This is a genomic window from Sphingorhabdus sp. EL138, assembly GCF_900258045.1.
Taxonomy (GTDB): Bacteria; Pseudomonadota; Alphaproteobacteria; order Sphingomonadales; family Sphingomonadaceae; genus Parasphingorhabdus.
The window spans coordinates 1124985-1143475 of sequence record NZ_OGVD01000004.1; the positions used below are offsets into that span (position 1 = coordinate 1124985).

22 protein-coding genes are annotated in these 18491 nt (G+C 51.1%); 9 read left to right on the top strand and 13 right to left on the bottom strand.

The features are described 5' to 3' along the window. Positions 1-366: 366 nt before the first annotated feature. Both DK507_RS15325 and DK507_RS15330 read left to right on the top strand, forming a co-directional pair. The gene (locus DK507_RS15325) at positions 367-1182 is read left to right on the top strand and encodes a flagellin (RefSeq protein WP_109357177.1); all 816 of its coding nucleotides are present in this window, start codon (positions 367-369) and stop codon (positions 1180-1182) included. A 160-nt stretch (positions 1183-1342) separates the two neighbouring features. Continuing rightward, positions 1343-2815 (top strand): glycerol kinase GlpK, encoded by a 1473-nt coding sequence (locus DK507_RS15330; protein ID WP_109357178.1) that lies wholly within the window; start codon positions 1343-1345, stop codon positions 2813-2815. Positions 2816-2826: 11 nt separating this feature from the next. Here DK507_RS15330 and DK507_RS15335 read toward each other — a convergent pair whose 3' ends face one another. From DK507_RS15335 to petA, 4 genes are all read right to left on the bottom strand, one after another. After that, a complete protein-coding gene (locus DK507_RS15335; RefSeq protein WP_109357179.1) occupies positions 2827-3240 on the bottom strand; it encodes a PilZ domain-containing protein in 414 nt (137 codons plus the stop codon). 181 nt (positions 3241-3421) lie between these two features. Next, positions 3422-4276: a cytochrome c1 gene (locus DK507_RS15340; protein ID WP_109357180.1), complete on the bottom strand. Its 855-nt coding sequence runs from the start codon at positions 4274-4276 to the stop codon at positions 3422-3424. A gap of 19 nt (positions 4277-4295) precedes the next feature. Continuing rightward, positions 4296-5567 carry a cytochrome b/b6 gene (locus DK507_RS15345; RefSeq protein WP_109357181.1) on the bottom strand — a complete coding sequence of 424 codons (1272 nt, stop codon included), beginning with the start codon at positions 5565-5567 and terminating at the stop codon, positions 4296-4298. Positions 5568-5578: 11 nt separating this feature from the next. Next, positions 5579-6160 (bottom strand): ubiquinol-cytochrome c reductase iron-sulfur subunit, encoded by a 582-nt coding sequence (gene petA, locus DK507_RS15350; protein WP_109357182.1) that lies wholly within the window; start codon positions 6158-6160, stop codon positions 5579-5581. 172 nt (positions 6161-6332) lie between these two features. Between petA and DK507_RS15355 the strand changes: the two genes are divergently transcribed. From DK507_RS15355 to DK507_RS15365, 3 genes are read left to right on the top strand one after another with little or no spacing between them, the layout of a single operon-like run. Next, positions 6333-6791 carry a tRNA (cytidine(34)-2'-O)-methyltransferase gene (locus tag DK507_RS15355; RefSeq protein ID WP_109357183.1) on the top strand — a complete coding sequence of 153 codons (459 nt, stop codon included), beginning with the start codon at positions 6333-6335 and terminating at the stop codon, positions 6789-6791. Beyond that, the gene (gene hemF, locus DK507_RS15360) at positions 6788-7672 is read left to right on the top strand and encodes an oxygen-dependent coproporphyrinogen oxidase (RefSeq protein WP_109357184.1); all 885 of its coding nucleotides are present in this window, start codon (positions 6788-6790) and stop codon (positions 7670-7672) included. Before DK507_RS15355 ends, hemF begins: the two co-directional genes overlap by 4 nt. A 7-nt stretch (positions 7673-7679) precedes the next feature. Beyond that, complete coding sequence (locus DK507_RS15365; RefSeq protein WP_109357185.1) at positions 7680-8279, top strand: N-acetyltransferase; 600 nt, start codon at positions 7680-7682, stop codon at positions 8277-8279. Here the strand turns inward: DK507_RS15365 and DK507_RS15370 are convergent. Beyond that, positions 8253-8894: a glycerophosphoryl diester phosphodiesterase membrane domain-containing protein gene (locus DK507_RS15370; protein ID WP_162559079.1), complete on the bottom strand. Its 642-nt coding sequence runs from the start codon at positions 8892-8894 to the stop codon at positions 8253-8255. The two genes, DK507_RS15365 and DK507_RS15370, sit on opposite strands and share 27 nt — an antisense overlap. Positions 8895-9079: 185 nt before the next feature. On the opposite strand from DK507_RS15370, the gene lipB reads away from it, so the two are divergent. Both lipB and DK507_RS15380 read left to right on the top strand, forming a co-directional pair. After that, a complete protein-coding gene (lipB, locus tag DK507_RS15375; protein ID WP_109357187.1) occupies positions 9080-9727 on the top strand; it encodes a lipoyl(octanoyl) transferase LipB in 648 nt (215 codons plus the stop codon). A gap of 43 nt (positions 9728-9770) precedes the next feature. Then, complete coding sequence (locus DK507_RS15380; protein ID WP_109357188.1) at positions 9771-10013, top strand: hypothetical protein; 243 nt, start codon at positions 9771-9773, stop codon at positions 10011-10013. An 18-nt stretch (positions 10014-10031) separates the two neighbouring features. Here DK507_RS15380 and queE read toward each other — a convergent pair whose 3' ends face one another. The 6 genes from queE to DK507_RS15410 all read right to left on the bottom strand — a co-directional run bounded on the left by queE (position 10032) and on the right by DK507_RS15410 (position 15169). Beyond that, a complete protein-coding gene (gene queE, locus DK507_RS15385; RefSeq protein ID WP_109357189.1) occupies positions 10032-10676 on the bottom strand; it encodes a 7-carboxy-7-deazaguanine synthase in 645 nt (214 codons plus the stop codon). Further along, complete coding sequence (queC, locus tag DK507_RS15390; RefSeq protein ID WP_109357190.1) at positions 10676-11362, bottom strand: 7-cyano-7-deazaguanine synthase QueC; 687 nt, start codon at positions 11360-11362, stop codon at positions 10676-10678. Before queC ends, queE begins: the two co-directional genes overlap by 1 nt. 226 nt (positions 11363-11588) lie before the next feature. Continuing rightward, positions 11589-11996 carry a hypothetical protein gene (locus DK507_RS15395; protein ID WP_254054408.1) on the bottom strand — a complete coding sequence of 136 codons (408 nt, stop codon included), beginning with the start codon at positions 11994-11996 and terminating at the stop codon, positions 11589-11591. A 151-nt stretch (positions 11997-12147) separates the two neighbouring features. Further along, a complete protein-coding gene (locus DK507_RS15400; protein ID WP_109357191.1) occupies positions 12148-13062 on the bottom strand; it encodes an Hsp33 family molecular chaperone HslO in 915 nt (304 codons plus the stop codon). Beyond that, positions 13062-13988, bottom strand: a complete 927-nt coding sequence (gene argF, locus DK507_RS15405; protein WP_109357192.1) for an ornithine carbamoyltransferase — start codon at positions 13986-13988, stop codon at positions 13062-13064. The genes DK507_RS15400 and argF overlap by 1 nt, the downstream gene beginning before the upstream one ends. Further along, positions 13985-15169, bottom strand: a complete 1185-nt coding sequence (locus tag DK507_RS15410; protein WP_109357193.1) for an aspartate aminotransferase family protein — start codon at positions 15167-15169, stop codon at positions 13985-13987. Before DK507_RS15410 ends, argF begins: the two co-directional genes overlap by 4 nt. Positions 15170-15427: 258 nt before the next feature. On the opposite strand from DK507_RS15410, the gene katG reads away from it, so the two are divergent. Then, entirely contained in the window at positions 15428-17626 is a 2199-nt protein-coding gene (gene katG / locus DK507_RS15415) for a catalase/peroxidase HPI (RefSeq protein WP_109357194.1), read from the top strand. A gap of 58 nt (positions 17627-17684) precedes the next feature. Here katG and DK507_RS15420 read toward each other — a convergent pair whose 3' ends face one another. Further along, positions 17685-17933, bottom strand: a complete 249-nt coding sequence (locus tag DK507_RS15420) for a GFA family protein (RefSeq protein ID WP_254054453.1) — start codon at positions 17931-17933, stop codon at positions 17685-17687. Between DK507_RS15420 and DK507_RS18115 the strand changes: the two genes are divergently transcribed. Continuing rightward, positions 17832-18074 (top strand): hypothetical protein, encoded by a 243-nt coding sequence (locus tag DK507_RS18115; RefSeq protein WP_254054461.1) that lies wholly within the window; start codon positions 17832-17834, stop codon positions 18072-18074. The two genes, DK507_RS15420 and DK507_RS18115, sit on opposite strands and share 102 nt — an antisense overlap. Here DK507_RS18115 and DK507_RS15425 read toward each other — a convergent pair. Then, on the bottom strand, positions 18050-18490 hold the full coding sequence (locus tag DK507_RS15425; protein WP_109357195.1) for an OsmC family protein: 441 nt from the start codon (positions 18488-18490) through the stop codon (positions 18050-18052). The two genes, DK507_RS18115 and DK507_RS15425, sit on opposite strands and share 25 nt — an antisense overlap. Between the last annotated feature and the right edge of the window lies 1 nt (position 18491).

Below are 18491 nucleotides of genomic sequence, written 5' to 3' on the forward strand. Positions count from 1 at the left end.
CAAACTTCGATTGGCTTCGGTTGCATCAACCGAGCATCGCTGATTATCATTTGAGTCATCATCTTTCCCGATTCCTGGCCCTCAAAAGCCGCCCTTGAAACAAATCAAAGTGGCATGACCCATTGGTTCGCAAACGCTATGCCAAATTCCATGAAAGGTATTTCAGTATATTTTTTAGATAGTTACCGGACGCCGACGAGCGCCGAGCCAATTTCCTGACTTCCTGGTGCCAAATCGATGACGCATCGCCATTTTTATGACGCAGGCCATTATCCGCTAAACCATCCCGAACCATTTCCGTTTTCATGCCTGAGGTTGCCGCTGACGCTCTTTGCGGTGATCCATCAGTTTTGAAAGGAAAGTTACATGACAATTATCGGAACCAATGTTGCAGCCATGCGCACCAATCAGGCGGCCAACGATGCCGAAATGAGCCTCGCCAAATCGATTGAACGGCTGTCCACTGGACGCCGAATCAACAGTGCAAGCGATGATGCCGCCGGCCTTGCCATCGCAACCCGCATGACATCCGAGATTCGCGGCCTCAACATGGCAACCCGCAATGCCAATGATGGTATCTCTCTGGCCCAAACGGCTGAGAGCGGCATGAGCGAGATCAACAACATGCTTCAGCGTATGCGTGAGCTGTCCGTTCAATCGGCCAACGGTACATTATCAGCAGGCGATCGAACCAATCTGCAGACGGAGGTCGCCGCCCTTATTCTCCAAATTGATGATGTTGCAACACGGACGGAATTTAACAACGTTGCGTTGCTCGACGGCAGTGCCGCGACCATCAACATCCAGACAGGTTCTGCAGCAGCCGAAACCGTTGTTATCAACCTGACTGATGTGACCGCCGCGACTCTGGCTGTCGATGCACTCGACATCAGTACAGAACCCGGTGCCACAGCAGCTCTGGCCGTTCTCGATACCGCTATGGATACGGTTACCACCGCACAAGCATCTTTGGGTGCATCGCAGAACCGTTTGATAGCGACGGTATCCAATCTGACAAGCCGCGTCGCTAACATTACGGAATCCCGTTCGCGTATCGAAGATGTCGACTTTTCCGGAGAAACTACTGCGCTCGCCAAAGCACAAATACTAAGCCAGGCCTCAACCGCGATGTTGGCGCAAGCCAATCAGTCGCAGCAAGGCGTTCTTAGCTTGATCCGTTAAGCGTCTGGTCCTGCTTAATGGGTTATAGGCCCCCGGCGCGTAATCACCCCACAAATGGCGCCGGGGGTTATTTTGTCAGCGTAATCACTCCTGTCCTGCTTTCGCTTGCCTTTTGAAGACGATAAATTAGCGTGACCGGCAAGCAAGGGAGCGGGATCATATGGCAGCGCAACAGATTTTGGTGATTGACGAAGGCACAACATCAACCCGTGCGATGCTTTTTGGCGTCGATGGCAAACTCCACGGATCACAGCAGGAGGAATTGCAGCAATATTATCCTTCTGCCGGTCTTGTGGAACATGATGCAGCTGAGATTTGGGACAAGACGTTGCGCTGTTGTCAAAAAATGATCGAGCAGGCAGGCGGCGCGGAAAAGATAGCGGCTATCGGAATTACCAATCAACGCGAAACCATAGTCGCCTGGGACAAACGTAATGGTGAGCCGCTTTGCAAGGCGATCGTCTGGCAGGATCGCCGCACTGCTGAAATGTGCGATGAGTTGAAAGCCGAGGGACTGGAATCGATGGTTCAGGCAAAAACAGGATTACTGCTCGACCCATATTTTTCTGGCAGCAAAATCGGATGGATGCTGAAAAACTGGCCGGAAGTTGGAGCGGCGGGTGACAATCTGGCTTTTGGGACGATTGAATCCTATCTGATCTTCCGTCTCACTGGCGGGACTCATATCACTGATGCCAGCAATGCCAGTCGCACTATGTTGATGGCGTTGGATGGAAATGACTGGGACGACGAACTGCTCCGGTTATTTGATGTTCCCCGAAAGACCTTGCCGGGCATTGTCGATTGTGCCGGAGATCTTGGCAAAACGTCGCCCGCTCTGTTTGGAGCACCGATAGCAATATGTGGGTCTGCCGGAGATCAGCAGGCAGCGACAATCGGGCAAGCCTGTCTCGACGTCGGTCAAACCAAAGCAACATTTGGCACCGGTGCATTCATTCTGACAAACAGCGGCGAAACGGCACCCCAGTCTGAGAATCGTCTACTTTCGACGGTGCTTTATCAATGGAATGGCAAACGCACATACGCGTTGGAAGGCTCTGTCTTTGTCGCTGGCAGCTTGATGCAATGGCTCCGCGATGAAGTCCGTCTGATAAGCTACGCCGGCGAAAGCGAAGAACTGGCACGATCAGTCGACGATAATGGCGGAGTTTATTTGGTCCCTGCCTTATCCGGCCTTGGCGCGCCGCATTGGAAAGCTGATGCAACGGCAGCAATTTCCGGCCTTAGTTTTTCAATAACAAAAGCCCATATTGTCCGCGCGGCTCTCGAAGCGATGGCTTATCAATGCCACGATTTAAAAACCGCATTTTCCGCTGATGGCACTGACTGGCAAAGTCTGCGTATAGATGGCGGCATGGTAGCGAATGACTGGATGGTGCAAGACCTTGCCGACATATTGGACATTCCGGTTGAACGACCCGAGTTTTTTGAGACAACGGCGCTGGGCGCAGCAATGCTGGCTGCGGTTGGGTCCGGGATATATGAATCCTTGGGTGACGCATCAGTAATGATAACCGGGCTGGAAACCTATCATCCCGACATCACTGCTTCGGGTCGCAATTTGCGGATAGAGGGATGGAACAAGGCCATGCAAACCGTTTTACAGGACTGATATCAATCGCTTTATCGTTTGTGGAATCCGGGTCTCTTGCTCGATACAGCATTTTGGAAACCAAGCCAGACATGACCATTATCAATTTTCTTAACAAAATGTCCCTGTTCATTACCTAGTCCGAAATTGAACAGGTCGACATCAATCGATTGATCGAATTGCATACCGAATTCCCGACCTTCGACCCAGCGAACCGTTCCTGAAACGGAACCGAAACCTGCTTTTTTGATCACTATTGATTGTTCTGGGAACAGATCTATCGGTGCGGTGGCGCGGATACCAAAAGTGGAAAGATTGCGGACCATAGCCTCATGTGGTCCAGAATTATCTGTAAACAGCTCTATCTTTACGAGCTTTCGTATGCGTGGCTCACGAACCGCTTCCTGCTTCTGTTCCGCTTCTGTATTTTCAAATGGCTTGGCCATCCTGATGATCCATAGTTCCGTTCCGGAATCTATTAACGGATATTGAGATAAAGCTTTAAGGGCTATGATAAAGAGGTCGGTACAGCTCTAGCTTAGTTGGTGTAGCTCGCCTGGCATCAGGTCATCTGCCAAAAAAAAGGCCCGCCAATTGGCGGGCCCTCTAATAGCGTAGCTATGCGATCTAAGCATCTTTCTTCTTTTTCTCCGCTTTCACATCCGCCCAGATTGTCTTGTAAGACAGGAAGGCAAGGATTGTAGCGATCAATAAGAAGGCGATTACCGCCCAACCGGTTTGCTTCTGCTTGACGAGTGACGGTTCTGCTGTCCAGATCAAGAAGGCCGACACATCCTGTGACATCTGGGAAACGGTCGCCTTCGTGCCATCTGAATAGGTAACTTGATCGTCTCCAGTTATCGGCGGTGCCATAGCTATATTCAGGTTCGCAAAATATGGATTATAGTGCAGACCAGCGCCTGGGCGATTAGCTTCTGGCAATTCTGATGGTGGATCAGAGTAGCCGGTAAGCAATGAATACACATAAGGTGCACCACCGTTACGCGCTTTGGTGATCAGCGAAAGATCAGGCGGAATTGCATTGTTATTTGCTGCGGCGGCGGCCACGTTATTTGCAAAAGGCTTTGGAAATTTATCGGCAGGAATCGATGGACGGGTTGATGCCTCACCCGTGTCCGGATTAACACTTGGTGTTTCGATTATCCAGTTTGCTGCAATCGCCTTCACCTCATCTTCGTTGTAACCCAGTTCTGCAAGGTTACGGAAAGCAACCAGACGAAGACCGTGGCAAGCTGCACAGACCTCCTTATAGACCTGAAAACCACGTTGAAGCTGTTGATTGTCAAATTTCCCGAATGGGCCGTCACTTGCGAAAGATACGTCCTTGGGTTTTTCATGAAACTGATATTCGACAGCTTTTACCGGCGGGTTGCTAACATACTCGACCGCGCCGCGCCCAAATGAATAGATCAGCATTCCAGCAAAGAACAAACCGATCAATATCCCGAAAAATCTTACCATTACTTCAGATCCCTGTTTCTTAGCTGGCTTGTTCTAGTGGCTTACCGGTCACTGCTTCGGTTATCGAATTTGGCAGCGGCTCCGGCTTCTCGATGCGAGAAAGCAGCGGCAATATGATCAGGAAGTGCGCAAAATAATAGGCACTCGCAAGCTGGCTCAGCATCACATAAGGTTCCTCGGCTGGCGCACCGCCACAAATACCGAGTATAACGATGCATGGGATAAGACCGAACCAGAAGAACTTTTTGAACCGCGGACGATAGTCTCCCGACCGCACAGGTGACTTGTCCAGCCATGGCAGGAAGAACCAAACCAATATGGCAGAGAACATCGCCAACACGCCGAGCAATTTCGCAGGCACAAATAGAAAGTCGAAGGTGAAGGCGCGCAAAATCGCGTACCAAGGCCAGAAATACCATTCAGGAACGATATGCGCTGGCGTCGAAAGCGGATTGGCAGGAATATAGTTGTCCGCATGCCCCAAAGCGTTTGGCATGAAGAACATCATGCCGGTGAAGAAGATCAACGCAAGGCCCAGGAACCACCCGTCTTTCGCCGTATAGAAGGGATGGAAAGGAACTGTATCTTGCGGCCCTTTTACATTAACGCCAGTTGGATTGTTCGATCCCGGGATATGCAGTGACCAGATATGTAGGATGATAACACCAGCCATCACGAAGGGTAGCAAATAGTGCAAGGAGAAGAACCGGTTCAATGCAGCGTTATCCGGTGCAAAACCGCCTAACAGCAATTCCTGAATCGGTTTGCCGACCAGCGGTATCGCCTCGAACAGACCGGTAATCACTTTCGCACCCCAGAAGCTCATCTGCCCCCAAGGAAGCACATAGCCCATAAACGCGGTGGCCATGGCCAGCAAATAAATGACCACGCCAAGCAGCCAGATCATCTCACGAGGCGCTTTGTAAGAGCCATAATAGAGGCCCCGACCGATATGAAGATATATGGCTATAAAGAAGAAACTAGCGCCATTGGCATGGGCGTAACGTATCATCCAACCACTATTCACATCGCGCATGATATGTTCGACCGAGTCAAAGGCAATTGCCGCATTGGCGGCGTAGTGCATCGCCAAAATGATACCCGTAACAATCTGCACCACCAGAAAAAATCCGGCAAGCGAACCGAAATTCCACATGTAGTTCAGATTACGCGGCGTCGGATAGCCAGCGCCCACTGAGTTGTAGATTAGACGGCCTATTGGCAGTTTCTCGTCCATCCACTGCCCGAATTCGGTGGTTGGTTTATATTGTTGTGCCCAAGGAAAACTCATTTTTCTTGCCCCTAGCCGATTTTCACGACGGTATCTGATAGGAAACTATATTCCGGTACTTCCAAATTGGTTGGCGCTGGCCCTTTGCGGGTCCGGCCTGCAGTGTCATAGTGTGAACCATGGCACGGGCAGAAATAGCCGTCATATTCGCCTTTTACTTCACCCTGCGCCGCTCCCAGTGGAACGCAACCCAAATGGGTGCAAACGCCAAGTGTGATAAGCCAGTTTTCTTTGCCGGGTTGTGTACGGTCCGCTAAAGACTCGGGATCACGAAGGCCGGACAAATCCACTGCATTGGCAGCTTCAATCTCTGAAGCGGTCAGGTTGCGAATGAAAATGGGTTGTTTACGCCAGCTCGACTTGATTGCCTGACCCGGCTCAATGGCGGAGATATCAACTTCAATCGATGACAAAGCTAGCACGTCAGCGCTAGGGTTCATTTGGTTCACCAAGGGAAATACCGTTGCAACGACACCAACGCCACCAAAGCTTACCGCTGCGATATTGATGAAGTCGCGGCGCCGAACACCACCGATTTCAGGTTCCGAAACAGCCGAATCACTGGGTTCAACCGCGGTATCAACACTAGCCATGCAAACACGCCCTTACGTTTGTTATAATCCCTGTCTGCCAGATCGAGGGCGAACCCTCAATATGTTTCATTTGGCAGCTATTGGCGCGCCTGATAGCCGCGAAGACCATGGTTTGCCAACAGTGAATTTTTGATTGACCAAACATAATGAACAACCCCATGCTCGACGAACCATGAGAGTAGCCCTTTACCAACCCGACATTGCGGGAAATTTAGGAACGATTTTAAGGACATGCGCATGTCTTGACGTTCCTGTAGATATCATTGAACCGTGTGGTTTTCCGTTTAGTGATCGCAGTTTGAAGCGGGCTGGAATGGACTATTTTGACCATGTTGATTTTACCCGGCATGCGGATTGGGATGCCTTTCTTGCTTTTGTCGATTCACGATCAACGCGTGTCGTTCTACTTACCAGCAAGGCCAAAACTGCTTATCATAAATTCACATTCCGACCGGACGACATATTATTGTTCGGATCAGAAAGTGCTGGCGTGCCCCCTGATGTCAATCAACGCGCCGACGAACGAATCACCATAAAGATGAAAAATGGCATGCGATCATTGAACCTTGCCGTTTCAGCAGGCATGGCGCTTGGCGAAGCACTCAAACAAACGGGACAATTTTCCAAATGACGGCACAGCCACCAATTCCCAAGAACGACAATCCGCTAGATGGCCAGCAGTTGCAAGCGCAGACATGGTTTGCAAAGCTGCGGGACAAAATCTGCGCTGAATTTGAAGCGATCGAAGCGGAAGCAGGCAGTGACGCATGCTTTGACTACCTGCCTTGGGATCGCGAAAACCCAGATAAAAGTCCGGGCGGTGGCGGTGTACGCGGAAGCATCAAGGGCAAGGTTTTTGAAAAAGCCGGCGTTAATATTTCCACGGTCGACGGCACGTTCAGTGAAGAATTTGCGAAATCCATTCACGGTGCGGGGGAAAACCCGCATTTCTTTGCAACTGGCATCAGTCTTGTCGCTCATATGGCCAACCCGCATGTGCCTGCCGTACACATGAATACAAGGTTCCTCTGTACCACCAAACGCTGGTTTGGAGGCGGCGCCGATCTTAACCCGCCAATTCCCTACACCGAAGATACAAACGATTTTCATGCCCGGATGAAACAGGCCTGCGATCCGCATCATCCCGGCTATCATGCAAAATACAAAAAATGGGCAGATGACTATTTCTATATCCCGCACCGGCAGGTACATCGCGGAGTCGGCGGTATATTTTATGATCATCTTGAACTCGAATCAGACGATGATTTTGACCAGCACTTTGCTTTTACGCAGGATGTCGGCCTTGCATTCCTTGATATTTTCCCAAAACTGGTGCGGCGGCGGATGGGGTTGCCGTGGACGGCGGATGAAAAAGAACAGCAACTCGTCTGGCGCGGCCGTTACGCAGAATTTAACCTGGTATATGATCGCGGCACCACATTTGGATTGAAAACCGGTGGTAATGTCGATGCCATATTGATGAGCCTGCCACCGGAAGCCAAATGGAGCTGACGTTCAAGTGACCAAGATTGATGTTCCCAACGACAACCTTGCCGTCATTACGACCTATTTTGAAATGTGTCGAAAGCCAGTATTTGAGAACAGTAGTTCATCTTTGATTCTAAGGACTTGGGACGAACCTGATTTGTTGGAATATCGGACACTATTCAGAAAAGTGGGGGAGGACTGGTTATGGTTCGGTCGACTTTTGCTGAACGATGACGAACTTCGTTCAGCAATTCATGCCCCCGAGATCGAGATTTTCAAGGTTCAGGATGATGGACATGACATTGGCTTCGTGGAACTGGATTTCAGTCAACCCGAGCAATGCGAGATATATTATTTTGGACTGGTACCGGAAATGAATGGCAGAGGCTATGGCCCCGCAATGATGACAGAGACCCTGAAACGCGCCTGGAAAAATGATGTAAAGCGCGTTTGGTTGCACACTTGCACCAATGACTCTCAGCGCGCATCCAGCTTTTATAAGCGCTCAGGATTCATCGCCTACAAACGCGAGGTCGACATGCACGCAGATCCCCGTCTGACGGGGCACCTGCCAATGGACGCAGGTCCGCATGTGCCCATCATCTCAGGTAAAGACCTCTCCAACATCTGAACCTTTGCCAGTTAACTGATAGTAGATCGATCCGATAAGGACGGTGAAAAGTATCTGCAATGCAGAACCACCTAACGCAGAAACAAGGTTTTCAATGAGCGGCCAACCTGCCCCTCCGGTCGCAAGTCCAATAATGACACCAATGATCATCTGAATGACGCCAACGGTAATCGCTCCGATAACTGCTATCATCAGAACAAGCAGCAAAATTGAGAAACCATTGTCCTTTGTGCTTTCCCAACTCTTCTTTAGCGCTTCAAGAGGGTTTCTCTCGCTAAGATCCGCGATGATAATCGGCACAAGAATTAAGCGGCAAGCGACATAGAGGCCGGGAATGATAAACAACAGGATACCTGCAAATGTGGCTAAACCAGTCAGAATGTTCGCGATCAAAAAGATAAGAAAAAGACGAAGCGCCTTACCCAGATCATCAGCAACCGTACCGCTATGTGAGGGAGCGATAGTGAAATAAATAACGAAGCCGCCAAAACTGATTAACAGATTGGACGCAATGATCGCGAACGCATTTTCACTAAAAAATGTTGAATAGGCTGCCGTTATTGCATTCAAATCTTCAGTGCCTTCCAGATTGGGCTGCCCAACAAATTGGGCCATCAACAAAGTCGGCAGGAAAAGAAAGACTCCCGCTATTGCCAATATCGCTTCCTTATGATCACGCAAAATCGCCATCGCGCCGCTCCAGCACTCCATATAATTGAGCTTCATTGACTTGACCCTCGGGTTTGAAATTCATTCCCCGCACTCTTGCCACCGACGCGTCAATTGTGCACGGAAATTCTATGACCCTGTTGTCCGACATTGAATGGCGCACAAGCGAAGACAAAATTGCCTATCCAGATGCTCTGGAGCAGATGGAGCAACGTAATGCGGCAATCCATCAAGGTGAGACGCCGGAACTGATCTGGCTTTTGGAACACCCTCCACTATACACCGCAGGAACGAGCGCTGATCCTTCTGAATTGCTAAGTCAGAAATTTCCAGTTTTTCAGACGGGCCGCGGAGGTCGACACACTTATCACGGACCAGGCCAACGGGTTGGTTACATCATGCTCAACCTGAAGAAGCGGCAAACAGATGTACGCAATTTCGTTCATGCGCTTGAGGATTGGGTCATCAGCGCCTTGGCAGAATTTGAGATCAATGCACGCGCGGTTGAAGGCCGAGTCGGCATCTGGTGCAACACACCTCAGGGGGAAGAAGCGAAAATTGGCGCGATTGGCATCCGAATCCGCAAATGGGTAACGATGCACGGATTCTCGGTGAATATTGATCCTGATCTCAGCCACTTTGGTGGCATTATTCCCTGCGGGATTAGCGAATATCCTGTAACCAGTCTGAAGCAATTAGGCGTCACCGCAACATTGAACGATTTCGACGCAGCCCTGAAGAAAACGGCACCTGATTTTCTTGCAGCAATTGATAAATAGCGAGAGCACGATATGTTACCGCTGAATCTGGTTTAGGAAAAACATGAAAAAAATTATCAAAGCTTCTGCAGTTTCCATCCTCACAATCGCAATTGCTTCTTGTTCCGGTGAAACAGATGCCCCTGAGGCTGACACAGTTACCGAAACCCGCATGGACGAGGTAGATGTTATCGATGGGACAATCAGCGATGATATGGTCGATGTCGATGCTGAGAAAACTGGTGATGAGTTGGCCGGAGATGAGAGCGCTGATGAAAGCGATAGCGATAACCAAGCCGAAGAGTAAGCACCCAGAAAGTTTGATCTAAGCTAAGCCCAGAATTTTGTGAGTTTGCAGAGACAAGCGCCATCTGGGGTTATCTTGAACAAAAGCAATCGCTTCCGCCAAATTCCGTTTACTGGCAGTTTCATCCAGGCGGGCATCCATGGGCTGCAGCAGGTGGTTGGCGAAATCCCACTCCTGCATCGCTTTCCAGTCACTTCCGGACTGCGGCCACACCAGTTTCAGTTCATCACCGGAACGCTGCACAGTCTCGCTCCCTGCTTTCGGACTTATACATATCCAATCAATCGATCGAGGCACCGCCAGCGTTCCGTTGGACTCAATCGCAATTTCAAATCCGGCTGCATGGAGTGCGTCAATCAGGGCGGAATCGACTTGTAGCATCGGTTCACCGCCGGTGAGCACGACAAAACGATCCTCCCGTCCATTGCCCCATTTCGCGGCGATCGCATCTGCAAAAGCAGCCGCATCTGGAAATCGTCCACCGCCCTCGCCATCCATTCCGACAAAATCGGTGTCGCAAAATTTGCAAACAGCAGTCGTGCGATCTTTTTCAAGACCTGACCATAAGTTACAGCCGGTAAAGCGCGCGAACACAGCTCGGCGCCCGGCTTTTACACCTTCGCCTTGCAAGGTCAGAAATATCTCTTTGACCGCATAACTCATTATTTCAGCGCGTAGCGAGTGGGGTCTGCAATTCCCGCCTCCTCAAAGCCTTTTTGACGCAAGCGGCAGCTATCACAAAAACCGCAATGCAGATTTCCTTCTGCCGGATCGTAACAGGACCAGCTTAACGCCGGGTCTATATCCAACCGTCGCGCTTCCTTGGCAATGTCGGCTTTGGTCATGTATTGCAGCGGCGTTTTTATCGTGAAACCACTACCCTGATCACCTGCCTTTGTCGCGAGATCTGCGAGCCTTTCAAATCCCTCAATAAACTCGGGACGGCAATCCGGATAGCCGGAATAGTCCAATGCGTTGACACCGATAAATATATCGCGAGCATCTCGCGCTTCCGCCAAACCAAGCGTCAAAGAGAGAAAAATCAGGTTTCGTGCCGGTACATAGGTTACCGGAATCTCGTTGCCGACACCCGATTTCGGAACATCTATATCGTCAGTCAAAGCCGATCCGCCAAAACGACTAAGGTCCAATGGCAAAACGATATGTTCGCTAACATCCAGTTTCGCAGCGATCTGAACGGCCGACTGGAGCTCGATTTTGTGCCGCTGATTATAATCGATGGTCAACGCCACAATATCAAAACCTTGCTCACGTGCTATCGCGGCGGATACCATGGAGTCGAGGCCGCCTGAAAGCAGCACAATGGCTTTTTTTCGATCTTGAGACATGGTCGCTCCGCTAATGCCCTTCGCTGAGACAATCAAGTGCTCAGACAAGTATTAACGCAAGCTTCAAGCGGGTGGGCCATAAAAAATAGGCCGCCATTCCTTTGGAATGCGGCCCAGTAGGGGTTCTAGTCAAACCCGAAGGGAGAAAGTCATGTCGAAACATGATGATTTCGGTTTAAAAGAATATGGTTAATATTTGGTAAACGCCGTGCAGGCCCAACGCGGGTTAGCAAGTGCCGGTTCTACGGCCTTCCACACTAAAAGAAAATGGCGCGTTGCCCTCGATGCCTTGCGACTGGATTTGCACCAAGCCACTGGATTCACGCTTGATCGTGGTCACGCCGTGATCAAAACTACCACATTTATAGCTAACCCGAATGCTGTTGGGCGTATCTTGAATCACGTATCGCGAACAAGCCACTCCGCTGTGCTTGATTTGCAGTAAAATTCCTGGATCACCGAGACAAACTTTCTGACCACCATTGTCGGAACCTCGTGCTTTCAGTGTCCACTCCCCTTTCTGCAAACTGTTCAACAGTGCAAGTTCAGGAGCCTGCGCCGGCGCAGATACAGAAAATGCCATGAATGCAGCGGCTGATGCGCTGATAGCCTTTATCAGTGTTACGCCCTTCATTCTCTGGTTCCTTCTTTACTACCACTAACAAACGGTAATCCCGTCGAATGGTTTCACTACTCGATGATTATGGCCAATATCGTGCTCAATTGCGGCAATTGATTGTATGGTTTCGCCAAAAGCAAGAAATTTGCCTGTTTGTTTTGAAATATCAGTTATTTAAGCTCGCGCTAGAAATCGTGAATTTCCTATTGCAAAACGCACAATCGATGGAGATTTTTCCATCCGCGTCGACCATATCCTCCTTATCTTCTTTAGGGAATCGCGCAATCACATCCCTGATATGCTCTTCACTACAACGGCATCCCTTAACGAGCGGTTTACCGCTCAAAACCCTCACTTCGTCGCTCTCGCTAAACAGGCGCCATAGCAAATCTTCCAGCGGCAATGCTGGATTTACTAGTTCTTCCTCCTGAACACTGCTGCCCATTATTGCAACATGCTCCCATTCCGGATGATTCATGCGCACGTGGAGCCTTTCTCTCCCTTCCTCGCCATCAGGAAGGTGTTGCACCAGCAATCCGCCTGCCACTGTCTGATTATCCTCTATATCAATTGCAACACGAATCACGGTCGGAATCTGCTCAGACTGCATGAAGTAACTTTGCACGGCTTCCGCCAGGCTAGCACCCTCTAAAGGCACAATTCCCTGGGAGCGTCCCCGTGGTTCAGGATGGTCAAAAGTGATCGCCAGATAGCCTTTGCCGAACAGTGCCATAAGACTTGGTACCAAAGGCTGGCTCGCCAGACGTTCGGAATCAAACTGAATATAACCCCGAACATCGCCATCTTTATAGTCACAGGCCAGCAGACTGATAACACCGCTTTCTGTTTGGGCTTGGAGAGTTAACTGTGCGTTCTCCTCTTTCAGAAGGGCGCCCAGTAAAGATGTGAGACACATCGCTTCTGCCAACAGAGACCTGATCTGAAGCGGATAGTTATGCCCGGATAAGATATCCTCGAGCACCGGCCCCAATCGCACCGCTCGCCCTCGACAATGCTTTGCCGGGATCGAGAATGACAGGTTCCTGTCAATCAACGTCGGAATGACGGGGTTTTCAGTCATCAGATTTGCCCAAAGGCCCAGCGCAAGATCGATTTTTGGGCATGAATACGGTTTTCTGCTTCGTCCCATACCAGAGATTGTGGACCGTCAATGACAGAGGGCATTACCTCTTCGCCGCGATGAGCAGGAAGGCAGTGCAAGAACACCGCATCCTGTTTCGCTTTCTCCATAATTACATCGTTGACCTGAAATGGCATCATCGCGTCCATTTTGGTATCTGCATGGGCCTGCCCCATCGACACCCATGTATCTGCAACGACTACATCAGCGCTAGCCGCCGCTTCCAATGCATCTCGGTGGACACTGATCTTGGCTCCAGCTGCTTGCGCCGCAGCAATAAAGCTTTGGTCGGGGTCATAGCCTTCCGGGCCGCCGATCCTCACGTTGAACTTCATCAAACCTGCCGCCTCAACTATACTGTTGAGAACATTGTTGCCGTCACCCAGCCAGGCGACTTCAAGACCGGGAAGAGCTTTGCCATGTTCGATAAGAGTCAGCAGGTCAGCAACGATCTGACACGGGTGTGAAAGATCAGTCAGGCCATTAATTATTGGCACAGTGGCATTAGCCGCCAGTTCTTCAACCTTTGCATGATCGTCCGTCCGGATCATTATTGCATCGCACATACGTGACAAGACTTTAGCGGTGTCGGCAACTGTCTCTCCGCGCCCGAGTTGCATCGATCCGCTGTCCATTACGATACTGGTCCCGCCCAGTTGGCGGATCGCAATATCAAATGACACACGTGTCCTGGTGCTGCTCTTTTCAAAGATCATAGCCAAAACATGATCCGCAAGCGGCGCGTCGGTATCAGTTTTCCCCTTTGGCCAGGTTTTCCGAGCATCTTTGCGGTCGATCGCGTCGTTAATCATCGCGGCGAGTGCATCACCGCCAGCATCGCCGAGGTTCAGGAAATGGCGGGTCATGATTCCGGCGCCTTATAGTCAGCAGCGCCAGCGGATAGCTTCTCGATGAACGTGGCAATATGGCTTTCATCAATGTTGAGTGGCGGCAAAATCCGCAGGGTATTGTCACCCGCGGCCACGGTCAGCAAACCATGGTTGTCACGCAAGTGAGCCACAAAGGATCTTGTTTCCTGCGTCATTGTAATACCAAGCATCAGGCCATGTCCCCGCACTCCGGTGAATAGCCCCGGATAATTGCCGATAAACTGTTCAATGGCAGCGCGGAGTTTGCCGCCGATATCGCGAACATGTTCCAGAAACTCATCATTCGCGACAATATCCCAAACTGCATTGCCCGCAGCCATGGCTAATGGGTTACCACCATAGGTCGAGCCATGCGTACCAGGAACCATACCTCGTGCCGCTTCTTCGGTTGCCAGGCAGGCTCCAAAAGGAAAACCGCCACCGATCCCTTTTGCACTGGCCATAATATCTGGCTTTATGTCGTAGAGTTCATGTGCATAGAGCGCTCCGGTCCGAGCGACGCCGCATTGCACTTCGTCAAGGATCAACAATATACCATGCTTGTCAGCCAATGCGCGAAGACCTTTCATGAAGGCTTCGGAGGCTGGACGGATACCGCCTTCGCCTTGAATAGGCTCTACCAAAAATGCAGCGGTTTTCGGACCAATCGCGGCCTCCGCGCCTTCAAGATCGTCAAAGTCCACATATTTGAATCCAGCAAGAAGGGGAGAGAAGCCATGATGCATTTTCTCTTGGTTAGATGCGGATATGGTAGCCATTGTCCGGCCATGAAAAGCATTTTTGAATGTGATGATTTCAAACCGATCACTGTCCTGAGACTGATGATATACCCGTGCGGTTTTAATCGCACATTCCACTGCCTCAGCGCCGCTATTGGTAAAGAATACCGTGTCGGCAAACGTTGTATCGACCAGTCGCTGGGCCAGTTTTTCACCTTGTGGACTGCCGTAGAGATTTGACACATGCATAAGAGTCGCAGCTTGCTCTTGTATCGCCTTTGTCAGATGGGGATGACCGTGGCCCAAAAGATTCACCGCAATACCGGTGGCAAAATCAAGCGCGCGACTGCCATCTTCGGAAATCAGCCAAGCGCCTTCACCTCGGACAGGACGAAAACCACACCGGGGATATACGGGCATAAGCGGTGTAATAGTCATGGCTAGAATCCTTTTATGATAAAACAGAAAAGGCGACCCGATTGGCCGCCTCTTTCAAGTGATGATGCTTATATGCATGAACTCGATAACGGTCAATCATTGCAGAATGACTGGGCAGCTATTCAAACGACTTCCGTTTAATCGATTCAGGCAATCAAACAGAATGTTTTAATTGATTTAGCTGGCTGACGATTCTGTATTATAACAGCTATCAGTTGCAGTTATGCATGACCCCACAAACCAAAAGGAGAGACTTAAATGGATATAAAAACACCCGGAGCCAAGATCGAAGGTTGCCCCATGGGCTTTGATGGCGGGGTGCGTGAGCTACTCGGCCGACAAAATCGTGACTGGTGGCCCAATCAAATCCCCGTTGATATCCTGACCCAAGGTGGCACTTCCCCCGACCCGATGGGCAAAGACTTTAACTATGCTGACGCATTCAAGTCGATTGACTATGACGGGTTAAAAAAAGATCTAACAGCTCTGATGACCGATAGCCAGCCATGGTGGCCGGCGGACTACGACCACTACGGTCCTTTCTTTATCCGGATGGCATGGCATGCTGCCGGCACCTATCGTACGGCGGACGGCCGCGGCGGTGCAGGCGAAGGACAGCAACGATTTGCTCCTCTCAACTCATGGCCCGACAATGGCAATCTGGACAAAGCGCGTCGCTTGCTCTGGCCGGTCAAACAGAAATATGGTGAGAAGATTAGCTGGGCCGATTTGTTCATCCTCGCTGGCAATGTCGCCATCGAATCAATGGGTGGCCCGGTCTTCGGTTTCGGCGGCGGCCGTGCAGACACTTTCGAACCTCAGCGTGATATTTACTGGGGTAACGAAGACAAGATGGTCAATGAAGGCGTGCAAACGCGTATTGATCCCGACCAAGATCTGCTTCTGGAAAATCCACTCGCCGCGATTCAGATGGGCTTGATCTATGTGAACCCCGAAGGCCCTGGCGGGAATCCCGACCCTGCCCTGTCCGCTCGCGACATGCGTGAAACCTTTGCCCGGATGGCAATGAACGACGAAGAAACCGTCGCATTGACCGCCGGCGGTCATGCATTTGGCAAGGCGCATGGCGCTGGTGATGCCAGCCTTGTTGGTGTTGAACCCGAAGGCGGCGACATCACTGCTCAGGGCTTCGGCTGGCTCAGCACCCATGGAACCGGTGTCGGCGGCGATGCCATCACATCCGGTCTGGAAGGCAGCTGGTCTTCGACCCCAACCCAGTGGAATGGCAATTATTTCCGACTGTTGCTGGACTATGAATATGAGTTGGTGAAAAGCCCGGCGGGTGCCCAGCAATGGCAACCGATCGACCAGAAGGAAGAAGATATGGCTCCACATGCCGCTGATTCTTCCAAAAAGGTTCCAACCATGATGACCACCGCCGACATGGCGCTGAAAGTCGATCCGGACTATCGCAAGATTTCGGAGCGCTTCCGCAATGATCAGGCAGCATTGGACGACGCCTTTTCTCGTGCCTGGTTCAAACTGTGCCACCGCGACATGGGTCCAAAAGCCCGCTACCACGGTCCGGAAGTCCCTGCGGAAGATCTGATCTGGCAGGACCCCGTTCCAGCTGGCCAGAGCATTAGCGACAGCGATGTTGCGAGCTTGAAATCGGCCATATTGGACAGCGGTCTGACGATCAGCGAGCTGGTCAAAGCGGCCTGGGCTTCGGCATCCACCTATCGCGGTTCAGATCATCGCGGCGGTGCCAATGGTGCCCGCGTTCGTCTGGCTCCGCAAAAAGACTGGGCAGCCAATGACCCGGCTGAACTCGGCAAGGTGATTTCCAAACTGGAAGAGATCAAAGGCGACAGCAATGTCAGCATTGCCGACCTGATCGTTCTGGGCGGAACTGCAGCGGTGGAGAAAGCGGCGAAAGATGCTGGCTTCAATATCGATGTGCCGTTCGCCAGCGGACGCGGCGATGCCACGGATGAAATGACCGATGCCGAGAGCTTTGAGCCGCTTGAGCCTAAAGCCGATGCATTCCGCAACTATCTTTGCGCCAAACATAGCGTTCCGACCGAAGAACTGATGCTGGACCGTGCGTCCCTGCTCAACCTCAGCGCACCGGAAATGACTGTTCTGATTGGCGGTCTGCGGGCGCTTGGTGCCAATAGCGGTAATAGCACTCACGGCGTCTTGACGGATCGTCCGGGTCAATTGACCAACGACTTTTTCGTCAACATGCTCGACATGAACACCGTTTGGGAAGCTGTGGATGGCAGTGGTGAAGAAGAGTTTGTAGGCAAGGATCGGAGCAGCGGTGAACAACGCTGGACCGGAACCCGCGCTGACCTCGTCTTCGGATCCAACTCCCAGCTGCGCGCGCTAGCCGAAGTTTATGCAGAAAGCGGCCATGAAGAAAAGTTTGTTCAAGACTTCGTCGCGGCCTGGACCAAGGTTATGAACGCGGATCGTTTCGACCTCGCGTAAACAAGCCTTACGGCTGCAGACTTAAAGACGGCTCGCTGGGAAACTAGCGAGCCGTTTTTTATAGCTTAGCTTTGGACGCTGCCCAATTCTGTCCGTCAAACTTGGTGATCTTCGGTTCCAAATCATGCCCCGAGTCCAGACAGTTATAATTAACGCTCCAGCAATCAGGATGGGATCGCGGCTGATAGAAGCTTTTTACCCCGCAATGACTGCAGAACAAATGATCAGCTTCCCCACTGCCAAATTTATAGCTTGTCAGGTCACTCTCGCCTTGCAGAAGATCAAACTGATCATGCGGGATGAACAAATGCAGAAAGCCTGTGCGCGCACAAATCGAGCAATTGCAATCGAGCATGTCCGGCTGTGCCTCAGCTTGCGCAGCGAACCGCACGGCACCACAATGGCAACCGCCAGCGACGTCAATCATGGCTGTACCAGGGTTTCATGAATGTCGATGCGATTTTCCAGGGTCCTGTGCACCGGACATTTTCCTGCAATTTCCATCAGCTTTTGCCGTTGCTGATCAGACAAATCCCCATGCAAAGTGATCGTCCGATCAATCACATCAATGCGGTTGTCATCATTGTTGCAGGTCGTGCAATCTTCCACATGATCGCGGCTATGCTCCAGTTCGATACACACGCCTTCCAAAGCTATGCCTTTACGGTCGGCATACATCTTCATCGTCATCGATGTGCAGGTCCCCAAAGCCGCGAGCAACAGATCATAAGGCGACGGACCTGTATCATCTCCGCCAAATGACTCGGGTTCATCGGCAGGAAAAACATGTTTCCCTACCCGGACCGTCTGCTGAAACTTACCCTGGGCGCTTTCTACAGAGACGATGGAAGGATCGGTGGCCATA